This window comes from Geodermatophilus sp. SYSU D01036 (genome assembly GCF_054050435.1).
In genome coordinates this window covers 132,297-153,548 of the sequence record NZ_JBJGZJ010000008.1, presented here as the reverse complement: position 1 = coordinate 153,548, position 21,252 = coordinate 132,297, and the positions used below count along the sequence as shown (strand labels likewise).

The following is a 21,252-nucleotide window of genomic DNA, read 5'->3' as shown; positions in this document are numbered from 1 at the left end:
GCCCCAGGAGGACAGCCCGTCGGGCTTGCGGTGAGCGCCGACGTCTCCCAGGATCGTCGCCGCACCGTTCGAGGTGTCACGGCGGACAGGTCCCCGCGGGGTGCTCGCCGCACGGTCAGGAGGTGCACGGATGGCCGGAGCCGACGACGTCGGTGACGTCACCGCCGAGATCCGCGTGCTCCTCGTCGAGGACCACCCGCACCTGCGCAGGACCCTGGTGGAGGCACTGTCCGAGGAGGACGGCCTCGTCGTCGTCGGCGAGTGCGAGGACGGGTCACAGGTGGTGGAGGCCGCTGCACGCCTGCGTCCCGACGTCGTGTGCATGGACCTGTCCATGCCGGTGATGGACGGGTTGGCGGCCACGGAGGCGCTGCGCGCCGCTCGATCCGAGGCCCGGGTCGTCGTGCTGACCGCGGAAGCCGACGAGGCACGACTCGAGGCCCTCGCCGCGGGTGCCCACGCGCTGGTGCCGAAGGGCACCCGTCTCCACGCGCTGCTCCGCTGCGTGCGCACGGTCGCCGCCGGTGGCACGGGCTGTCCCTACTGCCTGTGACGCCGCGGCGCCCTGTCGACCGTCGTCCCCCCGACTCCTCGGGTGACACCGGGACCGCCGGAACGCACCGGTGGGCCGCCGCGGGAGTCCGCGACGGCCCACCGGGCTCACTGCGTCAGGCCGTCGGGTGGTCGACCACGTACCGCGGCTGGCCCTGGTTGCTGCCGTCGGCCTGGCCGCCGACGTCGTTCACCACGTGCCGGATGATGCCGAGGCCGTCGAGGTGGACGGTCATCACGTGGTGCAGCCGCACGCCCGGCGTCGTCGGCACCTCGAAGCCGCTCTCGGTGGTGATCCCCGGACCGGCGTTGCGCTGGTAGCCGTAGACGCCGCCGCCGTGGAGGCGGTGCTGCTGCACGTCGTCGGCGACCTTGTAGCCGGCCCAGCCGAGGGTGCCGTCGGGCTGCTGCCAGTCGGCCTGCGACGGCGGGTCGTAGGGCAGCTCGTTCTGGTAGAGGACCGTCGTCCCCTGCTCGCCGTTCCAGATCGTGTTGTAGGTCTGGAAGTGCTCGACGAACAGCCCGGTCGCGGTCACCCGGTCGCCGTTGATCTCGGCGCCCACGCGGCCGGTGTTGGTCCGCCAGCGGTCGGTGTCGCCGTTGACGCCCTGGGTGAAGCCGGGCTCGACGCCGTGGTCGGCGCGCCACACCCAGGTGTGGTCGATGAGCACGTCGTCGCTGTCGACCACGAGCGCGGTGTCGACCTTGCCCACGTGCGGGCCGCCGACGCGGAAGTAGACGTCCGACAGCGTCGTCGGGTCCGCCGCGCTGGAGGTCCCGCCGTCGCCGTGGGGCTTGCCGACCTGCAGCAGCGCCGGCGACTCGACGGTGCCGGCGTCGACGGTCACGCCGGCCACGACGACGCCGGGGACGTCGGCGACGGTCAGCGGGACCGCCCCGTCGACCGCGGTCAGCGTCGCGTGCCCGATCCCGAGCACCACGGTGCCCGGCCGCTTGACGTCGATGCTGCGCGCGACGTCGTAGACCCCCGGCGTGAGCAGCAGGTGGCCGCCGCGGGCGAGGTGGTTGTTGATCTGCTGCACCGGCGTCGACGGCGTCGCGACGAGGAAGTCGGTGAGGGAGAGCGTGCGGCCCGGCGTGAGCCCGGCGCCCCAGCTGGTGCCGCGTGAGGCCTGCTGCGCCGCGGGCACCCGCACGTTCCAGCGGCCCGCGTCGTCGAGGAACAGGAACGGCTTCTCCCGGCTGACCGGGGTGGTGTCCAGGGTGGTGTAGGGCGGGTTCGGGAAGCCGGCCTCCGAGGGCGCGCCCTCGACGCCGGAGAAGACCTGGTTCCAGACGCCGTTGGACCAGCCGGCCACCGTGCTGTTGCGGGTCAGCCACTGCTGCTGGGAGCCGCTGATGGTGAAGGGCAGCTGCGAGTCGGCGATGAAGCCGCCGCTGGCGTACTGCGGGCCGGCCGTGCAGTAGTCCATCAGCGACAGGTTGGCGCCGGTGACCGCCACCCGGCGCAGCGAGACGGCCTGCGAGACGGCCCAGAAGTTGGCCGAGGCACGGCAGCCGTCCTGGCCGGCGCCGTTGACGTCGATCGTCAGGTTCGACACGGTGCGCCAGAAGTTGTTCAGCGCGATGCAGTTGCTGGTGCCGCCGCCCTCGAGGCAGCGGTTGTAGGTCTCGACCTTGCCGTTGATGACCACGTCGGACGGCGAGTCCCCGAGGCCGGTGACCTCGGTGTAGTAGCCGACCTTGATCTGCAGCGGCTGGTCGTCGGTGCCGTAGACGCCGGGCTCGAAGAGATAGGCGTAGCGCTCGCTGCCCATCTCGTTGTCCCGCTGCTTCTCCCAGGTGGCGTCGAGGGTCGCCTGGATCCGGCTGACCGGCATGGACGGGTCGAACACGGTGACGTTCACGCCGAGGCCCGGCGCGGTCGGGCTGGTGGCGGGCGGCGGGGCGGCGGAGGCCGCCCCCACCGCGAGGGGCGAGACGGACAGGGCCGTCGCGACGGCGAGCGCGGCGCCGAGACGGCGCCGGCGGGCCGCGGGGAGGGATGCTGGCTGCACGGACGTCCTCATCGTCGAGGGGTGTACGCACGGTGTGACTGCTGTCACGGTGCGCACACAGGTTAGGGGACCGTTCCGTTTCAGCCGCAACCACCCCGGACGCCCGCGCAGGTCAGGCGGTCGGTACCGGCTCCCGCGGCGCGGGGACGACGGCGGCGGCCGCCGGCTGCGCGGGGTCGTGCGCGGGCGCGGGCAGCGGGCGGCCGAACAGGAACCCCTGCGCGTGCGAGCAGGCGAGGCCGCCGAGGACGGCGTGCTGCTCGCTGGTCTCCACGCCCTCCGCGACCACCTCCAGCCGCAGGTTGTGCGCCAGCTCGATCATGGAGGCCACCAGCGCGGTCGCGCGGACGTCGCCGCCGAGGTCCTGCACGAAGCTGCGGTCGATCTTGAGGACGTCGGCGGGCAGCCGGCGCAGGTAGGACAGGCTCGCGTAGCCGGTGCCGAAGTCGTCGATCGCGATCCGCACGCCGAGCTCCCGGAGCGCGCACAGCTGGCCGGCCACCCGGTCGACGTCGCGCAGAAGCACGCCCTCGGTCACCTCCAGCGTCAGCTGCGCCGCCGGCAGGCCGCTCGCGGCGAGGACGGCGGACACCAGCGCGACGACGTCGTCGTCGGCCAGTTGCCGCGGCGAGAGGTTGACCGCGATGCCGATCGGCCGGCCGGCCTCCGCCGTCCAGGCCGCCGCCTGGCCGACCGCCCGCTCGAGCACCCAGCGGCCGATCTCGACGATCGCGCCGCTCGCCTCGGCGAGCGGCACGAACTCCGCCGGCGGCACCAGTCCCCGCTCCGGGTGGTGCCAGCGCAGCAGCGCCTCGTAGCCCGTGGTGCGGCCGTCGGCGAGGTCGACGGTGGGCTGGTAGTGGACTTCCAGCTGGTCGGCCCGGACCGCGGCGGCGAGGTCCTGCAGCAGGGTGACCTCGTCCTCGGCCGCCTCGGCCATGCCGGGCACGTAGCGGACCAGCCGGTTCTTCCCCAGCGCCTTGGCGCGGTACATGGCCAGGTCGGCGTTGCGCAGCAGCGTGCCGGGCCGCCGGTCGCCGGCGGTCGCGGTGTCGGCGACGCCGATGCTCACGTGCACCGCGAGCGGACGCCCGCCGACGTCGACCGGCTCGGCGAGCGCGGCCAGGACCCGCTCGCCGACCGCCGCCGCCTCGTCGGCGCCGCCGTCGACCACGACGGCGAACTCGTCGCCGCCCAGCCGGCCCACCTCGTCGCCCTCGCGGACGCAGGCCCGCAGCCGGTCGCTCACCGTGGTGAGCAGGACGTCGCCGGCGGCGTGGCCGCGGGTGTCGTTGACGTCCTTGAAGTCGTCCAGGTCGAGGAACAGCACGCTGACCGGGCCGGTGCGGCGGGCCAGCAGCGCGGCGGTGGTCTGCAGCAGGCGGGTGCGGTTGGCCAGCCCCGTGAGCGGGTCGTGCAGGCCCTGCCGCTCGTTGAGCCGCCACGAGGACAGGTGCGCCAGGCTCGCGGCCAGCACGAACCCGCCGTGCACGAGCGCCCACAGCCACGGGTCGCGGTAGGCCGCCTCGTGGTCGAACACCGAGTGCGGGAAGAGCGTCCCGATCGCGCCGTGGTGCCCGATGACGACCACGAGGGCCAGCCCGAAGGGCACCCAGTCCTGGTAGAGCGACACCAGGCCGACGACGACGAAGAAGTGGAAGTGCGCCTCGGTCAGCCCGTCGCAGGCGTGCACGAGGAGCACCGAGGCGGCCAGCAGGCTCCCGGTCACCCCCGCGGCCCGCAGCGTGCGGCCGGCGTTCGGCAGCAGGCTGAACGACAGCGGGTAGGCGACGGCGAGGGCGGCACCGACCGCCGCGGCCGGGGACCAGCCCCGGGCCACCGCGACGACGCCGATCACCACGGCCTGCACCGCGGCCAGCCGCAGCAGCAGCGTGTGCCGCCGCTGCCAGACCTCGTCCGGCAGGGGCCGCCCCTCGGGCAGCGCGCGGCGGAGTCGGCCGATGACGGGGAGCTCCATGGTGCCCCCATCGGCCGCCCATCCGTACCGGATCAGTTCCGTTCCGCGGTGCTCACCCCCGGGGGTGAGCCCTGCCACACCCTGCGCGCCGCCGCGGTGCGCCAGCGCGGCCGGTCCACCTCGGCGGGCAGCGTCCACCAGTTGCCCAGCCACGCGTCGAGCCCGGGCTCGAGACGGGACAGCCCCGCGCCCGGATAGGGCGTCAGCTCCCCCGCCCACAACCGGCCGTCGTGCCGGTAGAGGTCCACCCGCAGCATGTCGAAGCCGGCCGCCGCCGCGGCTGCGGCCTCCAGCAGCTCGGGCAGCCAGGCCGGGCGCGGCACGTCGGGCCCGGGCGGGTATCCCCACGTCCAGGGCAGCGGCTCCCAGTCGGCGGTGTACAGGCGCGCACAGTGGACGTCCCGTCGGCCGGTGTGCACGCCGACCACGCGCGGCACGCCGTGGAACACCAGGACCTTGAGGTCGGTGGGCACCTCCCCGGGCTCTCCGACGTGCTCCTCCACCAGCAGGCACGGCCGGGCGCAGCGGTAGGCCCACTCCTCGCTGTCGCGCCAGTAGCGCTCGGCGACCCAGCCGGCGGTGCGCGCAGCGAGATCGGCGACGTCGGGTCGCCCCTCCCCCACCAGCACCCGCCGGCACGAGTGGTTGGGCTTGAGCACCCACGGGCCAGGGAGGTCGACGCCGGCCAGCTCCGCGACGTCGGTGCCGGTCCAGTACGTCCGCGGCACGCGCAACAGGTCCGGCGCCCGCCGCGTGAAGTGGTCCTTCATGGCCAGCTTGTCGCAGGTCGGCGCCAGCAGCGGACGGCGGTCGCGGGTGATCCGCCGCTGCAGCTTCTCGGTGAAGGTGCGCGGTTCCCCCCACGGCGGCAGCCGGCCGTGGTGCTGCCGGTAGAGCCGGGCCCGCCGCAGCGAGGACGGGAGCACGCAGCTCCAGGCCGGCGCGGACTCGCTCACGCACCCTCCCTACCGCGCCGCGCCCCGATCGGAACAGGGCCGTGCGCAACAGGGACGCCGCGCGGGGTAGAGCCGCGGGGTGCGTGCCATCACCTACACCCGGCCCGGCGGCCCCGAGGTCCTGCAGCTGACCGACCGGCCCACCCCCGACCCCGGCCCCGGCGAGGTCCTCGTCCGGCTCGCGCTGGCCGGCGTCAACCCGACCGACTGGAAGTCCCGCACCAACGCGGAGCCCGGGCCCGACGGCCAGGTGCCCGGCCAGGACGGCGCGGGCACGGTCGAGGCGGTCGGCCGGGGCGTGGACCCCGCGATCCGCGGCGAGCGGGTCTGGGTGTGGGAGGCGGCCTGGCAGCGCCCCTGGGGGACGGCGGCGGAGTACACCGTCGTGCCCGCCCGCCAGGCGGTGCCCATGGGCCCGAGCCCCTCCTTCGAGCTCGGCGCGGCGCTGGGCATCCCGTTCCTCACCGCACACCGCTGCCTCACCCTCGGCGAGTCCGTACCCGACCGGATGGGCCCCGGCTCGCTGACCGGGCGCACCGTGCTGGTGCAGGGTGGCGCCGGCGCGGTGGGCAACGCGGCGATCCAGCTGGCGCGCTGGGCCGACGCCACGGTCATCGCCACGGTGAGCAGCCCGCGCAAGGCGCAGCTGGCCGCGGCGGCCGGCGCCTCGCACGTCGTCGACTACCGGCAGCAGGACGTCGTCGCCGAGGTCCGCAAGATCGCGCCGAAGGGCGTCGACACGGTCGTGGAGGTGTCGGCGGCCCGCAACGCCGCCGTCGACGCCCGGGTCGTCGGCATGCACGGCGCGGTCGCGATGTACGCCGACGACGGCGGCGCCGAGGTCACCATCCCGGTGCGGGCGCAGATGAACCCCAACGCGCGCTGGCAGTTCGTGTACGTCTACACCGTGCCCGAGCGGGCCAAGGTCCTCGGCGTCGAGGACGTCAACGCCGCGCTGCTCGACGGCGCGCTGCGGGTGGGCGACGACGCCGGGCTGCCGCTGCACGTCTTCCCGCTGGCCGAGACCGCACAGGCCCACCGGGCGGTGCAGGACGGCGCCGTCGGCAAGGTCCTGGTCGAGGTGACGGCCTGACCGCCCGCGAGATCAGCCGACGCCGAGGTCCTTCGCGATGAGCATCCGCTGCACCTCGCTGGTGCCCTCGCCGATCTCGAGGATCTTCGCGTCGCGGTAGAAGCGCCCGACCGGCGTCTCGTTCATGAACCCGTAGCCGCCGTGCACCTGGGTGGCCGCGCGGGCGTTGTCCATCGCGACCTCGGAGCTGTAGAGCTTGGCGATCGAGGCCTCGCGGCGGAACGGCTCGCCGCGCAGCATCTTCTCGGCGGCGCGGTAGTAGGCCAGCCGCGCGGTGGAGGCGCGCACCTCCATGTCGGCGATCATGAACTGGACCGCCTGGTTGCGGCCGATCGGCCGGCCGAAGGCCTCGCGGGTGCCGGCGTAGCGCACCGACTCGTCCACGCAGCCCTGCGCCAGGCCGGTGGCCAGCGCGGAGATGGCCACGCGGCCCTCGTCGAGGATGGAGAGGAACTGCGCGTAGCCGCGGCCGCGCTCCCCCACCAGCGAGTCCTCGGGCACGCGGCAGTCGCTGAAGGACAGCTCGCGGGTGTCCGAGGCGTTCCAGCCGACCTTCGAGTACCGCGGCCCCACGGTGAACCCGGGGGTCCCCGCCGGGATCGCGATCGCGGAGATCTCCTTGCCGCCGTCGGGCCGGGTGCCGGTGACGGCGGTGACGGTGACCAGCTCGGTGAGGTCGGTGCCGGAGTTGGTGATGAAGGCCTTGGAGCCGTTGACCACCCAGTGGCCGTCCTCCAGGCGCGCGGTGGTGCGGGTGGCGCCGGCGTCGGAGCCGCCGCCGGGCTCGGTGAGGCCGAACGCGGCCAGCGCCTCGCCCGTGCACAGCCGCGGCAGCCAGCGCTTCTTCTGCTCCTCGCTGCCGAACCGGTACAGCGGCATCGCGCCGAGCGAGACGCCGGCCTCCAGCGTGATGGCCACCGAGCTGTCCACCCGGGCCAGCTCCTCGATCGCCACGCACAGGTCGAAGTAGGTCCCGCCCGAGCCGCCGTACTCCTCGGGGAAGGGCAGGCCGAACAGCCCGAGCTCACCCATCTGCCGCACGATCGCGGTGGGGAACTCGTCGCGCTCGTAGAAGCCGCCGATCTGCGGGGCCACCACCTCGAGCGCGAACTCGCGGACGGTCTGCCGCAGGGCCTCGGTCTCGTCGTCGAGCCGGTAGTCCAGCACGGTGTGCTCCCTGGTGCCGGGGCCGCCGGTGGGGTCCTCCCCGGGGCCCGCCTGCGGCCGCACCGGTCGGCCGGCCGCTCCCCCGCGATGTTAACGACGGTTCACATCGGGGTCCAGACGGCGGCGGTTAGCATCCGCGGCGTGACCGCCAGCCAGCCCGACTCGGCGCTGACGGCCGACGCCGCCCGGCCCTCCCGGCGGGAGCAGATCCTGCGGGCGGCCGCGCAGCTGTTCGCCGAGCGCGGAGCGCGGGCGGTCGGGGTCGACGACGTCGGCGCCGCGGTCGGGGTGACCGGCCCGGCGATCTACCGGCACTTCGCCAGCAAGGACGCGATGCTGGCCGAGATGCTCGAGGGCATCAGCCAGCGGCTGCTGGCCGGCGCGCGCGAGCAGGTCGCCGCCGCCGGTCCCGACCCCGCCGCGCAGCTGCGGGCGCTGATCGCCTTCCAGGTGGACTTCGCGCTGGACAACCCCGCGCTGATCACCGTGCAGGACCGCGACCTCGGCTCGCTGCCGGCGGACGACGCGGCCGCGGTGCGCCGGCTGCAGCGCCGCTACGTCGAGGTGTGGGTGGACGTGCTGGCCCGGCTGCGGCCCGAGGAGGGCACCGACGCCAGCCGGGCCCGCGCGCACGCCGTCTTCGGGCTGGTCAACTCCACGCCGCACAGCGCCGGCCGGCTGCCGCGCGCGCGGACGGCCGCGCTGCTCGCCGCGATGGCCGAGGCGGCCGCGACCGCCTGACGCGGCGTCGTCGCGGGGGTCGTCAGTCCGCGGACGGGTCGGGCATCGGCAGGCTCAGGCCGGTGCCGGCGACCAGGTCCAACTCGGCGGTGCCGCCCTCGCCGGGGCCGGTCCAGGCGGTCTCCACGATGGTGACCACCGGGCCCTGGACGGCGCTGGCGTACTCGGCGCCGGACAGCCCGGCGGGCGCCCCCGGGTAGGTCACGCCCTCGCGCAGCAGGTCGCTGACGTTGCCGCTGCCGTTGCGGTCGGTCAGGTCGCGCAGGTCGCGGGCGGCGACGGTGTCGCCCATGTCCACGGTGGCGACCGAGACCACCACGGCCCGGCCGTCGACGTCGGTCGACCACAGCGCCCGCGCCAGGCCGGTGCAATCGGTCCGCTCGAAGGAGTCGGCGACGTCGCCGTAGGAGTTGCCGACGCAGGTGTCGTCGACCTGCACCCGCTGCAGGACGAACTCCAGGCCGTCGAGGACGGTGCGCTCGCCCGGCTGCGGGCCGGCCTCCTGCGGCTCCGGGGAGGGCGCCGGGGCGCTCGTGCTGGGCGGGGCGGCGGAGGCGTCGCCCCCGCCGCCGGTGAGGCTCACCAGCGCGACCACCGCGACGACCACCACGGCCAGCGCGGCGGCGGCCAGCAGCACCAGCCGGCGCCGCGCGGCCGGCGAGCGGCGGCGCGGCCCCACCAGCGGGATCGGCGGGGACGACGGGACCGGGACGGGGGCCGCGACCGGCGGCGCGACGGGCGGCGAGGCCGGAGGCGCCTCGTACCCGGCGTCGGTGTCGGCGCGGCCGAACAGGCCGCCGATGCCGCCGGTCTCGTCGGCGACGTCGGCAACGGGATCGGCGACCGGAGCGTCCGGGACGCCGCCCCCGGACTGGACGGCGGGCGATTCGAACCGCGCGGTGGCCGGGTGCGCCGGGGCGGGCGCGACGGGCGCCGGCGCGACGGGGCCGGGCGCGACCGGAGCGGCCACCCCGGCGGCCACCGCGCGCGCCGCGGCCTCCTCGTCCGCCCGGATCGCCGCGGCGGCGACGGCGGCGGCCGCGACCGGGTCGACCAGCGGACCGGCCGGGGCCGGGGCGGGCGGCGGGACGGCCACGGGGGCCGGCGCCGGGGTGGGCGGCGCCGCAGGAGCGGCCGAGGCGGCCATCGCCGCGGGGGCGAGCAGCTCCCGCCGGCGCAGGACGTAGGGCGAGTAGGGGAAGCCCTCGCCGTTGAGCTCCTCGACCGTGGGCCCGCGGCCCTGCAGGCCGAGCGCGGTCAGCGCGGCGCGGACGTCGGCGGTGGTCCACAGCCGCGGGTTGTCCACCCCGGCGTAGCGGGCGGCCCGCGAGATGCCGAGCAGCAGGGAGCGGGGTTCCAGCAGCGCGACCTGGTCGCCGTCGCCGAGGTCGCCGTCGGCGGGGACCAGGCCGGTCAGGTCGCCGGCCAGGACGGTGAGCCGGGCGATGCGGCCGGGCTCGAGCCCGGCCCGGCGCAGCCGGACCGCGGCGTCCATGCCGGCCCGCATGAGGCCGTCCAGCGGCGTCGAGCCGCCGCCGGCCAGCTGCAGCACCTCGCCGGGACCGGCGCCCGGGCCGATGGTCCAGGAGCCCTCCGGGGTCGCGGTGACGACGCCGGCCTGCCGGACCACCTCGACCACCCGCACGACGGCCAGGCCCTCGGGGACGAAGACCACGGCGTCGGACAGGCGCCGCTCCATGGGGCCGTCGACGACCGGCACCGACGCCACGACGGCGCCCCGGACGGCGCCGCCGCGGTCCCAGCGGGTCAGCTCGGCGAAGAGCGCACGCTCCCCCGCCGTCTGCGGCGGCACGGGCGTCAGGGCCAGCACGTCGTCCTCCGGGGGCGGGTGGGGGTCGGGGGGAGGCCGGGCGCGCGCGAGGGCGCGGGGCGCGGCCCGGGAGCGGGGTCCGGTCGGGCGGCTCCGTCCGACGTTACGTCAGGTGACGGGCCGGTCCCGCGCCTCAGCGGGACGGCGCGCCGCCGGCCGGGACCGCGGCGGACGGGAGGCCCGGCTCGACGGGACGGCGCCAGCCGGCGAACCGGGCGCTGCGGGCGACGACGTCGACCGCCGACCACAGCGCGGTGAACGCCGCGACGATGAGCGCGATCGACCACCAGGACCAGTTCCACGGCGGCAGGGCCCCGGCGGCGTCCTGCAGCCGGCCGGCGGCGTAGACGACGACGGCGGTGGCCGGCGCGGCGCTCCAGCCGGGCAGCCCGCGCGTGATGGCGAGGTCGACGCAGACGGCGCCGGCCAGCAGGACCAGCGGCAGCACCGACGGCGGGAAGCCCATCGCGACCAGCCCGCCCCACATCACGGCGCGGTAGGCGAGGTAGGTGCCGGCGACGACCGTCGCGGTCCACCGCAGGCCGACGACCCTGCGCGCCACGACCAGCGCGAGCAGGCCGGCGCAGAGGAGCCACGCCGGGTGCACCCAGGAGGGCACCGGCAGCATGAACATCGTCGGCGTCTGCCCCTGCGCGGCGGCGAAGTCCAGCAGCTGCGGCTCGGCCGTCGTCCGCCCGGCCTCGTAGGCGCGCAGCGACAGGACGCCGTACTCCTGGTGCTGGTTGGGGAAGACGACGTTCTCGACGAAGAACAGCCACAGGCCCAGCGACACGAGCGTGCGGACCCGGCCGGGCGCGGCGTACAGCCACCAGCCGCGGATCGCGCCGGCCAGCATGATCGCCGTCCCGATGTAGAGCAGCGCGTGGCTGGGGCTCCAGCTGGTGATGTCCAGGCCGTTGACCCGGTGGTTGACGATGTCGACCGGGATGGCGACGAGGAAGGTGCCGATCCCCCACTGCATGAGCCGCAGTGCCCGGCGGTCGACGCCGAAGCCGCTGTAGCTGTGGAAGACCACCAGCGCGACGACCACCGCGGTGCCGGCCGAGTTGAGCAGGTGCGGGGGCGCGAGGTCGTCGCGCAGCCACTTGAAGTGCCAGGAGACGTCCCAGGACGAGCCGAGCATCTTGAGCAGGAAGGCCCCGAGCCAGGCGGTGTAGATCCAGCGCAGCTCGGTCTCCCCCGTCGGGCGCCCGGGCCGGCCCGGCGTCATGTACGCGAGCCACAGCCAGCGCAGCAGCGCGACGGGGTGCCGCAGCCCGGCCGCCAGCGAGCCCGGTGCCGGGGGGACCGCTCGGGCGGGAGCGGCAGGGGCGGGATGGGGCACGGGAGGACTCCCTGGTCTCGCTGACGGGATGGACCCACCGTAACGGCGCCGGTCGCCGAAGCCGACCCCCCGAGTGGCGCCGGTGTGGCGCATGGAGTAGTGGGCCGACACGCGAGGCGTGCGGGACGGACGGGACGTAGGGTCGGCCGACGTGGCGGACAACGGCGGGCACCTGGTCTGGATCGACTGCGAGATGACCGGGCTGGACCTCACCCGGGACAAGCTCATCGAGGTCGCCGTCGTCGTGACCGACTCGGAGCTGCGGGTCCTCGACCCCGGCCTGGACCTCGTGATCTCCGCCGACGACGTCGATCTGGACGACATGGCCGACGTCGTCACCGAGATGCACGCCAAGTCGGGCCTGACCGACGCGGTCCGCGCCTCGACCCTCACCGTGGCCGAGGCCGAGCAGCAACTGCTCGCCTACGTGAAGCGGTGGGTGCCCGAGCGGCGCACCGCCCCGCTGTGCGGCAACTCGATCGGCACCGACCGCGGCTTCCTCGCCCGCGACATGCCCGAGCTCGACGACCACCTGCACTACCGGATGGTCGACGTCAGCTCGATCAAGGAGCTGGCCCGCCGCTGGTTCCCGCGGGTCTACTTCGCCCAGCCGCCCAAGGGCCTCGCCCACCGCGCCCTGGCCGACATCGTCGAGTCGATCCGCGAGCTGGCCTACTACCGCCGGACGCTGTTCGTCGACGTCCCCGGCCCGTCGACGTCGCAGGCGCAGCGGGCCGCCGGGGAGGTCGTCGCCGGCTTCGCCGACGTGCTCTCCGCGGCCGACGCCACGCCGCCCGCCACGGCCGCGGAGGACGGCACCCCCCCGGCTGCGTCGGGGAGCTGACCGGCTCCGGTATCCTCGTCCCTGCCTCCGGCGCGGGTCCGCGACCGGGGGCACGCGGTGGGTGTAGCTCAGCTGGTAGAGCACCAGGTTGTGATCCTGGGTGTCGCGGGTTCGAGCCCCGTCACTCACCCCACGCGGTGGAGGCCCTGGTCAGGCGACTGACCAGGGCCTCTCCCGTTCCGGCGCGTGCGCGGCGGCAATCGGGACCCGCTGGGCTCCCGCTCTCGCGCCTGTCGGTTCGCTCGAGCCAGAACTCGGCCAACGGCGCAGCATCACCCGCACGAACGTGAAGCGGCCCCTCGCATCCGAACCGGCACCCCTCGGGCGCCGCCGCATGCACGTCCTCGCGCGGCTCGAAGGCGGCCGTCGCCGACACGGAGCCGAGGCGGCCGTCGTGGGGAGCGCAACGGGGCCGCCGTGGGGCACGGTCCGGCGGCATCACGCGGTCGTTGCGGAGCAGCCAACCGCCGGCTGGCTCACCACGAGGATGCGCGCTGCGGGTACTCCGCGGCGGGGCTCGGTGGGCGGTCTTCTACATCGCCGTCCCCTGCGGCACGGCGGTCGATGCCGGGGCCGCCCGGGGGGCTGCGTCGACGGGCTCGAGCAGGTGTAGTTCACGGGCCCGGCGGACGGCCTCGTTGCGGCGGGTGACGCCGAGCTTGCGCAGGACGCTGCGGATGTGCGTGCGCACGGTGTTGATCGAGACGAACAGCGCGGCGGCGATCTCGGCGGTGGACAGCATCGCGGCGAGGTGCTGCAGCACCTCCAGCTCGCGCGGGCTGAGCTCGCCGATGACCGCCGATGGCTCCGGGGCACGTGATCCGGTGGTCGCCTGGGCCGGGTGGCGGGGTGCGGGGATCGCCGGTGCGGTGGGGTTGAGCCAGGCGCCGGCGGCGGCGAGTGCGGGATGGGTGCGCAGCATCGGCCGCAGCTGCGCCGGCGCGTCGAGGAACGGCCGCCGCAGTCGTTCGGGGGCGGCCAGCTCCAGGGCCTGCTGCAGCGTGGCGACGGCGGTGGCGGTCTCGCCGGCGTCGGTGAGCCGGCAGGCGCGGGCGACGGCGTCCTCGACGGCGAGCCCGAGCGGTAGCGGGCCGCCGGCATCGGTCGCGCCGGAAGCCGGAAGGACCTCGCCGGCGGCGGGCAGCCCGAGGGCCGCGGCGGTGGTGCGCAGCACGCGGCGCCGGGGCGAGCCGGGCGGCAGGCGGTCGAGCAGCCCCCGCGCGCCCGGACCGTCGTGGCGGGCGAGGCGGATGCGGATGGCCTCGGTGAGGACGTGCTCGCGCACCCAGCCCGGGATCCCCACGATGTCCAGGGTCGGCTGGAGGGCCTGCTCGGCGGAGTCGAGCTCGCCGCGGGCCCGACGCAGCCGGCTGTTCAGCACGGCGAGCAATGGGCCGCTGATGTGCGGGTCCGGGCGCCGTTGCGCGGCGCGGGCCAGCCAGCGGCGGGCGGCGGCGAGTTCGTGGCGGTCCACGGCGGCCCAGGCGGCGGTGATGGCCGCGGCGGGGGCCCGATCCGGCTCCGGCAGGCGGCCTTCGTCGGCGAGGGCCTCGTAGTCGGCGGCCAGCTTGGTCGCGCGCCGCAGCCGTCCGACCAACGCCTCGAGCAGTGCCAGGTCGGCCAGGCAGCGAGCGACCAGCCGGGGTGCGTCGCCGGCGCGGCCGGCGGCCAGAGCGCGCGCGGAGGCTTCACGCAGCACCCGTTCGGGAAGCTCGCTGGACAGCAGCGCGGTGGCCTGGCTGCAGGCGAGCACGGCGGTCAGCTCTGCTCGCCGCTGCGCCTGTCCGTCGGGCAGCGCCGCGATGAGTGGCTCAGCGGTCGCGGCGGCCGCACGCACGCGATCGGCGACCGGGCCGGCGGCCGCGGCGGTGGCGCAGACGACGGCCGCGCCGATGCGCAGGGCGGGGCGGGCATCGGAATCGCCGGCGACCGCCGCGGCGACGATGAGATCGGCAAGCGCCGCCGGGTGGTCCGCGGCGAGCGCGGCCGCGGCCCTCAGCACCGCAGCGTCCGGTCCGCCCGTGCTCGGCGGTGGAGCTGCGGGGGCGGATCCGCGGGCCAGCAGGGGGCCGACCGCGAGGTCGTCGCTGAGCAGCCGGGCGGCCACCTTCTCGTCGCCGGCGGCGCGGGCGTGCTCAACCGCGACCGGCAGGCGCCCGGCGGCGGCGTACCAGGCCGCGCAGGCGCGATGCGCGGCGGTGAACGCGCGGGGATCCTCGTAGGCCAGTTGCGCCTTCAGCAGTTCACGGAACAGGGCGTGGATGCGGAAGCCGCCGGGGGCGCCGGGAGCACGCTCGACGAAGGCGTTCGCCGCGGCCAGCGAGGCCAGCACGCGGCCGCCACCGGACCGGCCGGCGAGCCGGTCGACCAGTTCCGGCCACAGCTCCTCGGTGACGCTGATCCGCAGCAGGAACCGGCGCACCGGCGCCGGCTGCCGGTCGAGCACCTCGGCGACCAGGTACTGGGCGACGCTGCCGTCGTCCGCGGCGAGCGTCGTCAGCAGCCGGGCGGGGTCGATGCCCTGGATGAGCGGGACGGCGGCCAGCCGCAGCGCGGCCGTCCAGCCTTCGGTCTGCTGGTGCAGGGCCGCGGCGACCTCAGCGGGCACGGGTGTGCCGAGCGCGGCCAGCAGTTCACCGGTCTCCTCTGCGGTGAAGGCGAGCTTGTCGGTGCGGATCTCGGTGAGCCGATCGTCGAGCCGGTACCGGTGCAGCGGCAGCAACGGGTCGGCGCGGGCGCACAGCACCAACCGCAGCCGCGCCCCGACGTGCCGCACCAGCAGGTCCAGCGCGCCGATCACCTCCCGGGCGGTGAGGCTGTCGGCATTGTCCAGGATGAGCACCACCGGCTCCGGCGTCGCGGCCAGCGCCGCGGCCAGCCCCGCGGCCCACGCCCCCGGCGCGGATTCGGCCGGCCCCCGCGCAGGCAGGTCCGGCAGGTCGGTCCCGCTCTGCCGGAGCGCCGCGAGCAGGTAGGACCGGAAGACGGCCGGGTCGTCGTCGCCGGCGTCCAGGGACAGCCAGGCCACACGACGGCTCTGCTGCGCTCGCATCCACGTGGCTGCGAGCACCGTCTTGCCCGAACCGGCGGGGCCGGACAGCAGCGTCACCGGCGTGGTGGCCACCGCCCGGGTCAGCTGCGTCAGCAGCCGCGGCCGGCGCAGCGGCGGGAAGCCCAGCACAGGTGGGCTCAACTTGTCCGCCAGCAGCACAGGGCCCGCCCACTCGGGCGCACTCTGCTCGGGTCGGAGCCCTGCCTGGCCGACCCCCTCACGCGTCTCCACGATCTGCCCTCTCCATCGCCGGTCGTGCCGGACGGACGATGCGACGGGCCGCTTCTCGGTGGGCTCGCCTGCCAGGCGGTGTGCAGTCATCTTGGGCACAACCAATCCGTTGTGGCCCGGGGCCGTTGGTCCTGAGACGGGGCATCCTCGGCCGGTGGTCCGGGCCGCGGTCCTCGGGTCGGCTCGATCAGAGCAGGCCGAGGTCTCGTGCTCGCGGCACCACCTGCTGCCGGTCGGTGACGTCCAGCTTGGCGCGGAGGTGGTGAATGCGGGCACGGACGGTGTTCGGGGAGAGCGACAGGGCCGCGGCGATCTGCGCCGTCGATCGCCCCGCGGCGAGCAGGCGCAGCGCGTCGAGCTCTCGGGCGGACAGGACCGGCCTCCCGTCGTGGTGGCCGTCGCCGGGCTCGGCCGTGGGCGGGTCGGGCATGGCCGCGCTCCGTTCCCTGCGGTCGCGCCGGGGCCGGCCGCTCCCGGTCCGGTGCGACGGATCCTCTGCAGCACCCCGGGGACCGGCGACCTGCTCAGGCGGCGCAGCTCCGGGTGTCGCCACGGTAGGAAGTCGCAGGTCGGCCCGCTTTCCCGATGAGGCCGCTTTACTTGCGGATGCGGGCCACCAGCGGAGGGAGCCGGCATGGAGCGCCTCGTCCGCTACGCGGCGCTGACCGGCTACCCGGAGGTAGCCCGCTCCGTCGGCCTCGACCCGGCGCGTTTGATGGCGGCAGAGGGGCTGGACCTCAGCGCGCTGGCCGAACAGGACCGGTGGATCCCTGCGGCGCCGGTGGCCCGGCTGCTGGAGCGCTCGGCGGCAGCATCCGGCTGCGAGGACCTCGGCGTGCGGATGGCGGGCTACCGGCGGCTGTCGGCCCTGGGCCCGCTCAGCGTGGTGCTGCGCGAGGAGCCGGACCTGCGCAGTGCGCTGGACCTGCTCATCCGCTACGAGCACGCCTACAACGGCGTGCTGGACCTGCGGCTGCTCGAGGCAGACGGGCCGGCGACGGTGCAGGTGTGGTTGAACTTCGGCGCGCCGGTCCCCGTCCGCCAGTTCCTCGACGGCACCACGGCGGTCCTGGTCGGTGTCGTCCGCAGCCTGGTGCGGGCGGACTGGCAGCCGCTGTCGGTGGTCTTCGCCCACGGCCCACCGGCCGATCCCACGCTGTTCCACCAGGTGTTCGGCCCGGGGTTGCGGTTCGACGAGCCGTTCACCGGGGTGGTCTTCCCGGCGCGTGACCTGGAGCTGCCGACGGTGACCGCCGATCCGGGGATGCGGGCGTACGCCCGCCGGCTGCTGGAGACCGTGCCCGCCCCGCGGCCGACCAGTCCCACCGAGCAGGTCCGTTCGATGGTCGAGGTGCTGTTGCCGACCGGCCGCTGCTCGCTGGTGCACGTCAGCCGCTCGCTCAACATCCCGCCGCGCACGCTGCGGCGGCACCTGGCCGAGGAAGGCGAGACCTTCTCGACGATCGTGCACGCCACCCGCATCCAGTGGGCCGAGCGGTACCTGGCCAACGACGCCTACTCGCTGACCCGGATCGCGCACCTGCTGGGATTCGCCACTCCTAGCGCGTTCTCCGTCTGGTTCCGCGGGCAGTTCGGCGCCACCGCAACCGAGTGGCGCCGGCGCGCGCAGTGCCGGCGGGCCCGGCGCCCGCCGCTGGAGGACGGGGTCGGCGACCGTGGCTGACGGCGTCGCCGACCCGCCGGTGCCCGGGGCGGCCCGGTCGGGGTTCCCCGGTGTCGTCTTCGCGCTGGCGTTCGCGCTGCTGCTGTCGGACTTCATGTGCCGGCAGGTCCTCGTGGCGGTGTTCCCGGCGCTCAAGGCCGAATGGGCGCTGAGCGACACCGAGCTCGGGGCGCTGAGCAGCGTCGTCGCGCTCACCGTCGCGGTGCTGACCGTGCCGCTGTCGCTTCTGGCCGATCGGTACGGCCGCCGCCGCGCCGTCCTGCTGATGGCCGGGCTGTGGAGCCTGGCCACCCTCGGGTCCGCGCTGGCCGCCGGCTACTGGCAGCTGCTTGCCACCCGGGCGCTCGTCGGCGTCGGTGAGGCCGCCTACGGCAGCGTCGGCCTGGCCATCGTGCTCGCGGTCTTCCCGGCGCACCGGCGCGCCGCGCTGTCCGGGGCGTTCACCGCCGGCGGCGCGTTCGGCGCCGTGCTGGGGGTCTTCCTCGGCGGGGCGCTGGCCTCCCGGTTCGGCTGGCGCCCGGCCGTCGCGGCGATGGCCGGGCTCGGCCTGGTGCTGCTGGTCGCGTTCCGGCGGTGGGTCACCGACGACCGGCTCGCCCGCCACGCGCAGCCCGACGGGACCGACGGCCCGCCGGGCGCGCGGTCACGAGCACCGCTGTCGGCGGTGCTGTCCCCGCCGGCGGCGCTGTGCTACCTCGGCAACGGGCTGCAGTTGTTCGTCGCCGGCTCCCTGATCGCGTGGCTGCCCAGCTACCTCAACCGGGCCTACGCGCTGCCGGCCGGCAGCGCCGCCACGCTGGCCGCGGCCCTACTGCTGCTCATGGGCGTCGGCATGATCGGCTGCGGGCTGCTCACCGACCGCCTCGCCCGCACCCGGTCAGCGCGCCGCTGGACGACCGCGATCGGCTACGCCGCGGCGTCACTCGTCCTGCTCGGCATCGGCTTCTCCCTGCCCGCCGGGCCGGCGCAGCTGGCCCTGATCGGCGCCGGGGCCTTCTTCTCGGCCGGCACCTCCGGCCCGGCCGGTGCCCTGGTGGCCGAGCTGACCCCCGCGGCGGTCCGGGCCAGCGCCCTGGGCGTGCTCGCGATGGCGAACAACCTGATCGGCCTGGCCGCCGGCCCGCTGGTCACCGGTGCCCTCGCCGACCGACTCGGCCTGACCGCCGCGCTGCGATGGGTGCCCGTGGCCTCGCTGCTCGCCCTCGCCGTCCTCGCCCTCGGCCGGCGCGCCCACCCCGACGACGCGCGCCACGCCGCCCCCGCCACCTGACCGCGGAGCGACGCGCAGGCGCGGCGACCGGTCACGACGCCAATGCTCTCCGCTCAGCTGGCCCACGAGTCCCCGCAGGAGTTCACCGCCCTGCGCCGGACGAGCACCGCCTGGTACGCCGCCGCCGGACCGCTGAACGACGGCGTGACCCCGGCCGTCCCCACCGCGCCGCAGCCCGCCCGGGTCGACGGATCCCTCCCCGTTGCACCGCCGAGGAAACCGCGACGCCGCCCCGAATCTGAGCCGGCGCGAACGCGACGTCCTCCACCAGCTCGCCGGGGGGCACTCCACCGCACGGATGGCCGCCGCGCTGGCCCTGTCGACGAACACCGTGCGAGGCCACGTGCGGACGCTGCAGCGCAAGCTCACCGCCCAGGATCGGGACGGCATCGTCGGCCGCGCCCGCGAGTTGGGCCTGCTGTAGCGGGCGGGCGACCGGTCGGAGCAGTCGCCTCTGGCACGACCGCTGCATCGGCCCGGATCCGCCCGTCGTGGGCGAGGTCCGGCCTGCCGCGCCTGACCGCCGGGTAGCAGCCGACCGGAGCGACGAGCAGTCATCGCAGCCAGCGGTGCAGGGACTTGCGGCCCGCCGCCTTCCAGGCGTCGTCGAAGTGCTGCCGGGACTGCGCTGATCGCGCCTCCTCGAGTGCGTGCAGGCGCCCGTAGAGGAAGGCGGTGCTGGTGCTGGAGGTGTGCTCGGCCAGGTCGCGCAGCCGTTCCCGGGTGAGGACGGAGTCCTGGTGCTCCCCCAGCGCCTCCTGCACCGCCTCCATCGCCCGCGCGAACGCGGTGGCGTCGGCACCGAAGACCCGGCTGACCGACTCACCGGCGTAGCGGGCGGCCTTCGCGGCCTTGCGGGCGTCGTGCAGCAGCTCCTCCCGCTCGGGGCCGGCGGGCCGGGCGGATGCGTCCTCGACGAGGCGGCGGACCCCGGTGTAGCTGCGGGCCACCAGTCGCGGCAGCGCCTTCCCGGCGCGGGCTCCGGCGCGCGCGGTGAACGGCGGGCAGGCGACCAGGTCGTCGAGGTCGGTCAGCAGGCGGTGGTAGCGCTCGCCGTCCAGCTCGGCGAGCACCCGGTCGTGGGCGCTGCGGTAGGCGGCGCCCAGCTCCGCTGCAGTCACCTCGGCGACCGGACCCGGCTCGCCGAGCGGGTTCTCCGCCTCGACCGCCGAGCGCACGCGGTCGCGCATCACCTCGGCGTCCCGGGCTGCGCCCAGCTCCGCGGCCAGCCACTTGAGCTCCCCGCGCAGCGGGCGGACCACGTCGCCGGCGAACAGCGGCTTGAACGTGGCCAGGGCGCTGCGCAACCGCCGGGTGGCCACCCGCATCTTGTGGACGGCGTCGGGGGCGTCCAGGCGCACCGGCAGGTCCTGCGACCGGATCTGCTCCACCTGCTCGCGGACGTAGGCGAGGACCACCTCCCCGGCGGCCGACTCGGTCGTGAGCTTCGCCGCCTTCCGCTCCGCCGGCGCGACGCGCTGGTGCCCGTTCATTACCTGCACGAGCTCCGAGGAGCTCGGGGCCTCGCGCAGTCCCCGAGCCCGCAGGTGGGTGTCGACGGCGTCGAGGAGGTCGGTCGCGCCGCCGACGAGTCCCACGTCGATCTCCCGCCAGGACGTGGCGGCGCCGGCCGCGTCTCCGCTGCCATCGGTCGGCCACAGCCTGCGCGCGCTGACGCGGTCGTCGGCGATCTCCGCCAGCGCCTGCCCGGTCGCATCGACCAGCCGGCGCACCGTCCGGTCGGTGGTGATCTCGGCGACCGGCCGCAGCGGGGCGCCTCGGCTGTGGGCCCAGACCATGTTCTGCAGCGCCTCGGGGACGGTCCGGGTGGCGCGGCCCAGCGGCAGGCGCACCTCCGAGCACGCCCCGGTCCCCGCGGGGACCTCGAGGTGCCATCCGGCGTCCTCGCCGCCCGTGCGCCGGCGCAGGGTCAACCCCGCCGTCGCCAGACGGAGGTCCGCGGTGTCGAAGTAGACCGCCTCCAGCCGCTGGGCCTCCGGCTCTCCCTCGGCGACCGGGGTCGCCGGGTCGACCGCCGTGCTGCGGCCCTCCGCGGATCTGGCCACCAGTTCGGTCGACGACGGCAGCTCGAACGACTTCTGCGCGGCGTACTTCTTCGCGATCTCCACGTGAACCTTCTTCTCGATCCACACGTGAACGGCCGGCGTCCCGCAGGTGTACCAGGCCGAAGCGCCCCCGACCCTGTGTTCGATCGCGCGGGATTCCGCCGGTGAGCGCAGCGCGATCCTCCGCGTCGGGTGAGGCGCACCCCGCCACGGGAGCCCGAGCATGTGGCCGGACGTCCTCGGCCGGCGCGGCCGTCCGACCGGGAGGGCGAGGAGGCCAGCGTGACGTCAGCGACGCCACCGGCGGACCGGGAGGCGACGCCACCTCCGCGACCCCGCGCCGGATCCGGGCCCGGCGTTGCCGAGGGGGCCGGCAGCGGTCCCCCGACCACGCGAGCGGCAGGAGCCGAGGCGTCCCGCCGGC

General features: G+C 75.8%; 16 protein-coding genes and 1 tRNA gene. 8 read left to right on the top strand and 9 right to left on the bottom strand.

What is annotated here, in order from left to right:
- The first annotated feature begins 130 nt into the window (after positions 1-130).
- The gene (locus ACI8AR_RS11050) at positions 131-553 is read left to right on the top strand and encodes a response regulator (RefSeq protein WP_457051068.1); all 423 of its coding nucleotides are present in this window, start codon (positions 131-133) and stop codon (positions 551-553) included.
- A 115-nt stretch (positions 554-668) separates the two neighbouring features.
- Here the strand turns inward: ACI8AR_RS11050 and ACI8AR_RS11045 are convergent, their stop codons facing one another.
- From ACI8AR_RS11045 to ACI8AR_RS11035, 3 genes are all read right to left on the bottom strand, one after another.
- Positions 669-2,570 (bottom strand): glycosyl hydrolase family 28-related protein, encoded by a 1,902-nt coding sequence (locus ACI8AR_RS11045; protein WP_457051067.1) that lies wholly within the window; start codon positions 2,568-2,570, stop codon positions 669-671.
- 112 nt (positions 2,571-2,682) lie between these two features.
- Complete coding sequence (locus ACI8AR_RS11040) at positions 2,683-4,548, bottom strand: putative bifunctional diguanylate cyclase/phosphodiesterase (protein WP_457051066.1); 1,866 nt, start codon at positions 4,546-4,548, stop codon at positions 2,683-2,685.
- A gap of 32 nt (positions 4,549-4,580) precedes the next feature.
- A complete protein-coding gene (locus tag ACI8AR_RS11035) occupies positions 4,581-5,504 on the bottom strand; it encodes an ATP-grasp fold amidoligase family protein (RefSeq protein WP_457051065.1) in 924 nt (307 codons plus the stop codon).
- A gap of 79 nt (positions 5,505-5,583) precedes the next feature.
- On the opposite strand from ACI8AR_RS11035, the gene ACI8AR_RS11030 reads away from it, so the two are divergent.
- Positions 5,584-6,597 (top strand): NADPH:quinone reductase, encoded by a 1,014-nt coding sequence (locus tag ACI8AR_RS11030; protein WP_457051064.1) that lies wholly within the window; start codon positions 5,584-5,586, stop codon positions 6,595-6,597.
- Positions 6,598-6,609: 12 nt separating this feature from the next.
- Here the strand turns inward: ACI8AR_RS11030 and ACI8AR_RS11025 are convergent, their stop codons facing one another.
- Positions 6,610-7,764 (bottom strand): acyl-CoA dehydrogenase family protein, encoded by a 1,155-nt coding sequence (locus tag ACI8AR_RS11025; protein ID WP_457051063.1) that lies wholly within the window; start codon positions 7,762-7,764, stop codon positions 6,610-6,612.
- A gap of 141 nt (positions 7,765-7,905) precedes the next feature.
- Here ACI8AR_RS11025 and ACI8AR_RS11020 point away from each other — a divergent pair, with 141 nt between their 5' ends.
- Positions 7,906-8,505, top strand: coding sequence for an SACE_7040 family transcriptional regulator (locus ACI8AR_RS11020; protein WP_456927025.1), 600 nt, complete (start codon positions 7,906-7,908; stop codon positions 8,503-8,505).
- Between the two features lie 22 nt (positions 8,506-8,527).
- On the opposite strand, the gene ACI8AR_RS11015 is transcribed toward ACI8AR_RS11020, so the two are convergent.
- Together ACI8AR_RS11015 and ACI8AR_RS11010 are read right to left on the bottom strand one after the other, a co-directional pair.
- Positions 8,528-10,336: a hypothetical protein gene (locus tag ACI8AR_RS11015; RefSeq protein WP_457051062.1), complete on the bottom strand. Its 1,809-nt coding sequence runs from the start codon at positions 10,334-10,336 to the stop codon at positions 8,528-8,530.
- A gap of 133 nt (positions 10,337-10,469) precedes the next feature.
- On the bottom strand, positions 10,470-11,681 hold the full coding sequence (locus ACI8AR_RS11010; RefSeq protein WP_457051061.1) for a hypothetical protein: 1,212 nt from the start codon (positions 11,679-11,681) through the stop codon (positions 10,470-10,472).
- A gap of 151 nt (positions 11,682-11,832) precedes the next feature.
- Here ACI8AR_RS11010 and orn point away from each other — a divergent pair, with 151 nt between their 5' ends.
- Complete coding sequence (orn, locus tag ACI8AR_RS11005; protein ID WP_457051060.1) at positions 11,833-12,525, top strand: oligoribonuclease; 693 nt, start codon at positions 11,833-11,835, stop codon at positions 12,523-12,525.
- 57 nt (positions 12,526-12,582) lie between these two features.
- Positions 12,583-12,658 (top strand) — tRNA-His (locus ACI8AR_RS11000).
- A gap of 399 nt (positions 12,659-13,057) precedes the next feature.
- Here ACI8AR_RS11000 and ACI8AR_RS10995 read toward each other — a convergent pair.
- Together ACI8AR_RS10995 and ACI8AR_RS10990 are read right to left on the bottom strand one after the other, a co-directional pair.
- Positions 13,058-15,718 carry a LuxR C-terminal-related transcriptional regulator gene (locus ACI8AR_RS10995; protein ID WP_457051059.1) on the bottom strand — a complete coding sequence of 887 codons (2,661 nt, stop codon included), beginning with the start codon at positions 15,716-15,718 and terminating at the stop codon, positions 13,058-13,060.
- A 277-nt stretch (positions 15,719-15,995) separates the two neighbouring features.
- The gene (locus ACI8AR_RS10990; protein ID WP_457051058.1) at positions 15,996-16,238 is read right to left on the bottom strand and encodes a response regulator transcription factor; all 243 of its coding nucleotides are present in this window, start codon (positions 16,236-16,238) and stop codon (positions 15,996-15,998) included.
- A gap of 204 nt (positions 16,239-16,442) precedes the next feature.
- Here ACI8AR_RS10990 and ACI8AR_RS10985 point away from each other — a divergent pair, with 204 nt between their 5' ends.
- From ACI8AR_RS10985 to ACI8AR_RS10975, 3 genes are all read left to right on the top strand, one after another.
- On the top strand, positions 16,443-17,492 hold the full coding sequence (locus tag ACI8AR_RS10985; protein ID WP_457051057.1) for an AraC family transcriptional regulator: 1,050 nt from the start codon (positions 16,443-16,445) through the stop codon (positions 17,490-17,492).
- Entirely contained in the window at positions 17,485-18,762 is a 1,278-nt protein-coding gene (locus tag ACI8AR_RS10980) for an MFS transporter (RefSeq protein WP_457051056.1), read from the top strand. Before ACI8AR_RS10985 ends, ACI8AR_RS10980 begins: the two co-directional genes overlap by 8 nt.
- A gap of 202 nt (positions 18,763-18,964) precedes the next feature.
- A complete protein-coding gene (locus tag ACI8AR_RS10975) occupies positions 18,965-19,186 on the top strand; it encodes a LuxR C-terminal-related transcriptional regulator (RefSeq protein ID WP_457051055.1) in 222 nt (73 codons plus the stop codon).
- 130 nt (positions 19,187-19,316) lie between these two features.
- Here ACI8AR_RS10975 and ACI8AR_RS10970 read toward each other — a convergent pair whose 3' ends face one another.
- Positions 19,317-20,891: a CYTH and CHAD domain-containing protein gene (locus ACI8AR_RS10970; RefSeq protein ID WP_457051054.1), complete on the bottom strand. Its 1,575-nt coding sequence runs from the start codon at positions 20,889-20,891 to the stop codon at positions 19,317-19,319.
- Positions 20,892-21,252: the final 361 nt, after the last annotated feature.

Excerpts from the sequence above, each read along its gene's own strand:
- ACI8AR_RS11050 (WP_457051068.1), top strand. The coding sequence starts at position 131 with ATGGCCGGAGCCGACGACGTCGGTGACGTCACCGCCGAGATCCGCGTG.
- ACI8AR_RS11040 (WP_457051066.1), bottom strand. The coding sequence starts at position 4,548 with ATGGAGCTCCCCGTCATCGGCCGACTCCGCCGCGCGCTGCCCGAGGGG.
- ACI8AR_RS10990 (WP_457051058.1), bottom strand. The coding sequence starts at position 16,238 with ATGCCCGACCCGCCCACGGCCGAGCCCGGCGACGGCCACCACGACGGG.
- ACI8AR_RS10985 (WP_457051057.1), top strand. The coding sequence starts at position 16,443 with ATGGAGCGCCTCGTCCGCTACGCGGCGCTGACCGGCTACCCGGAGGTA.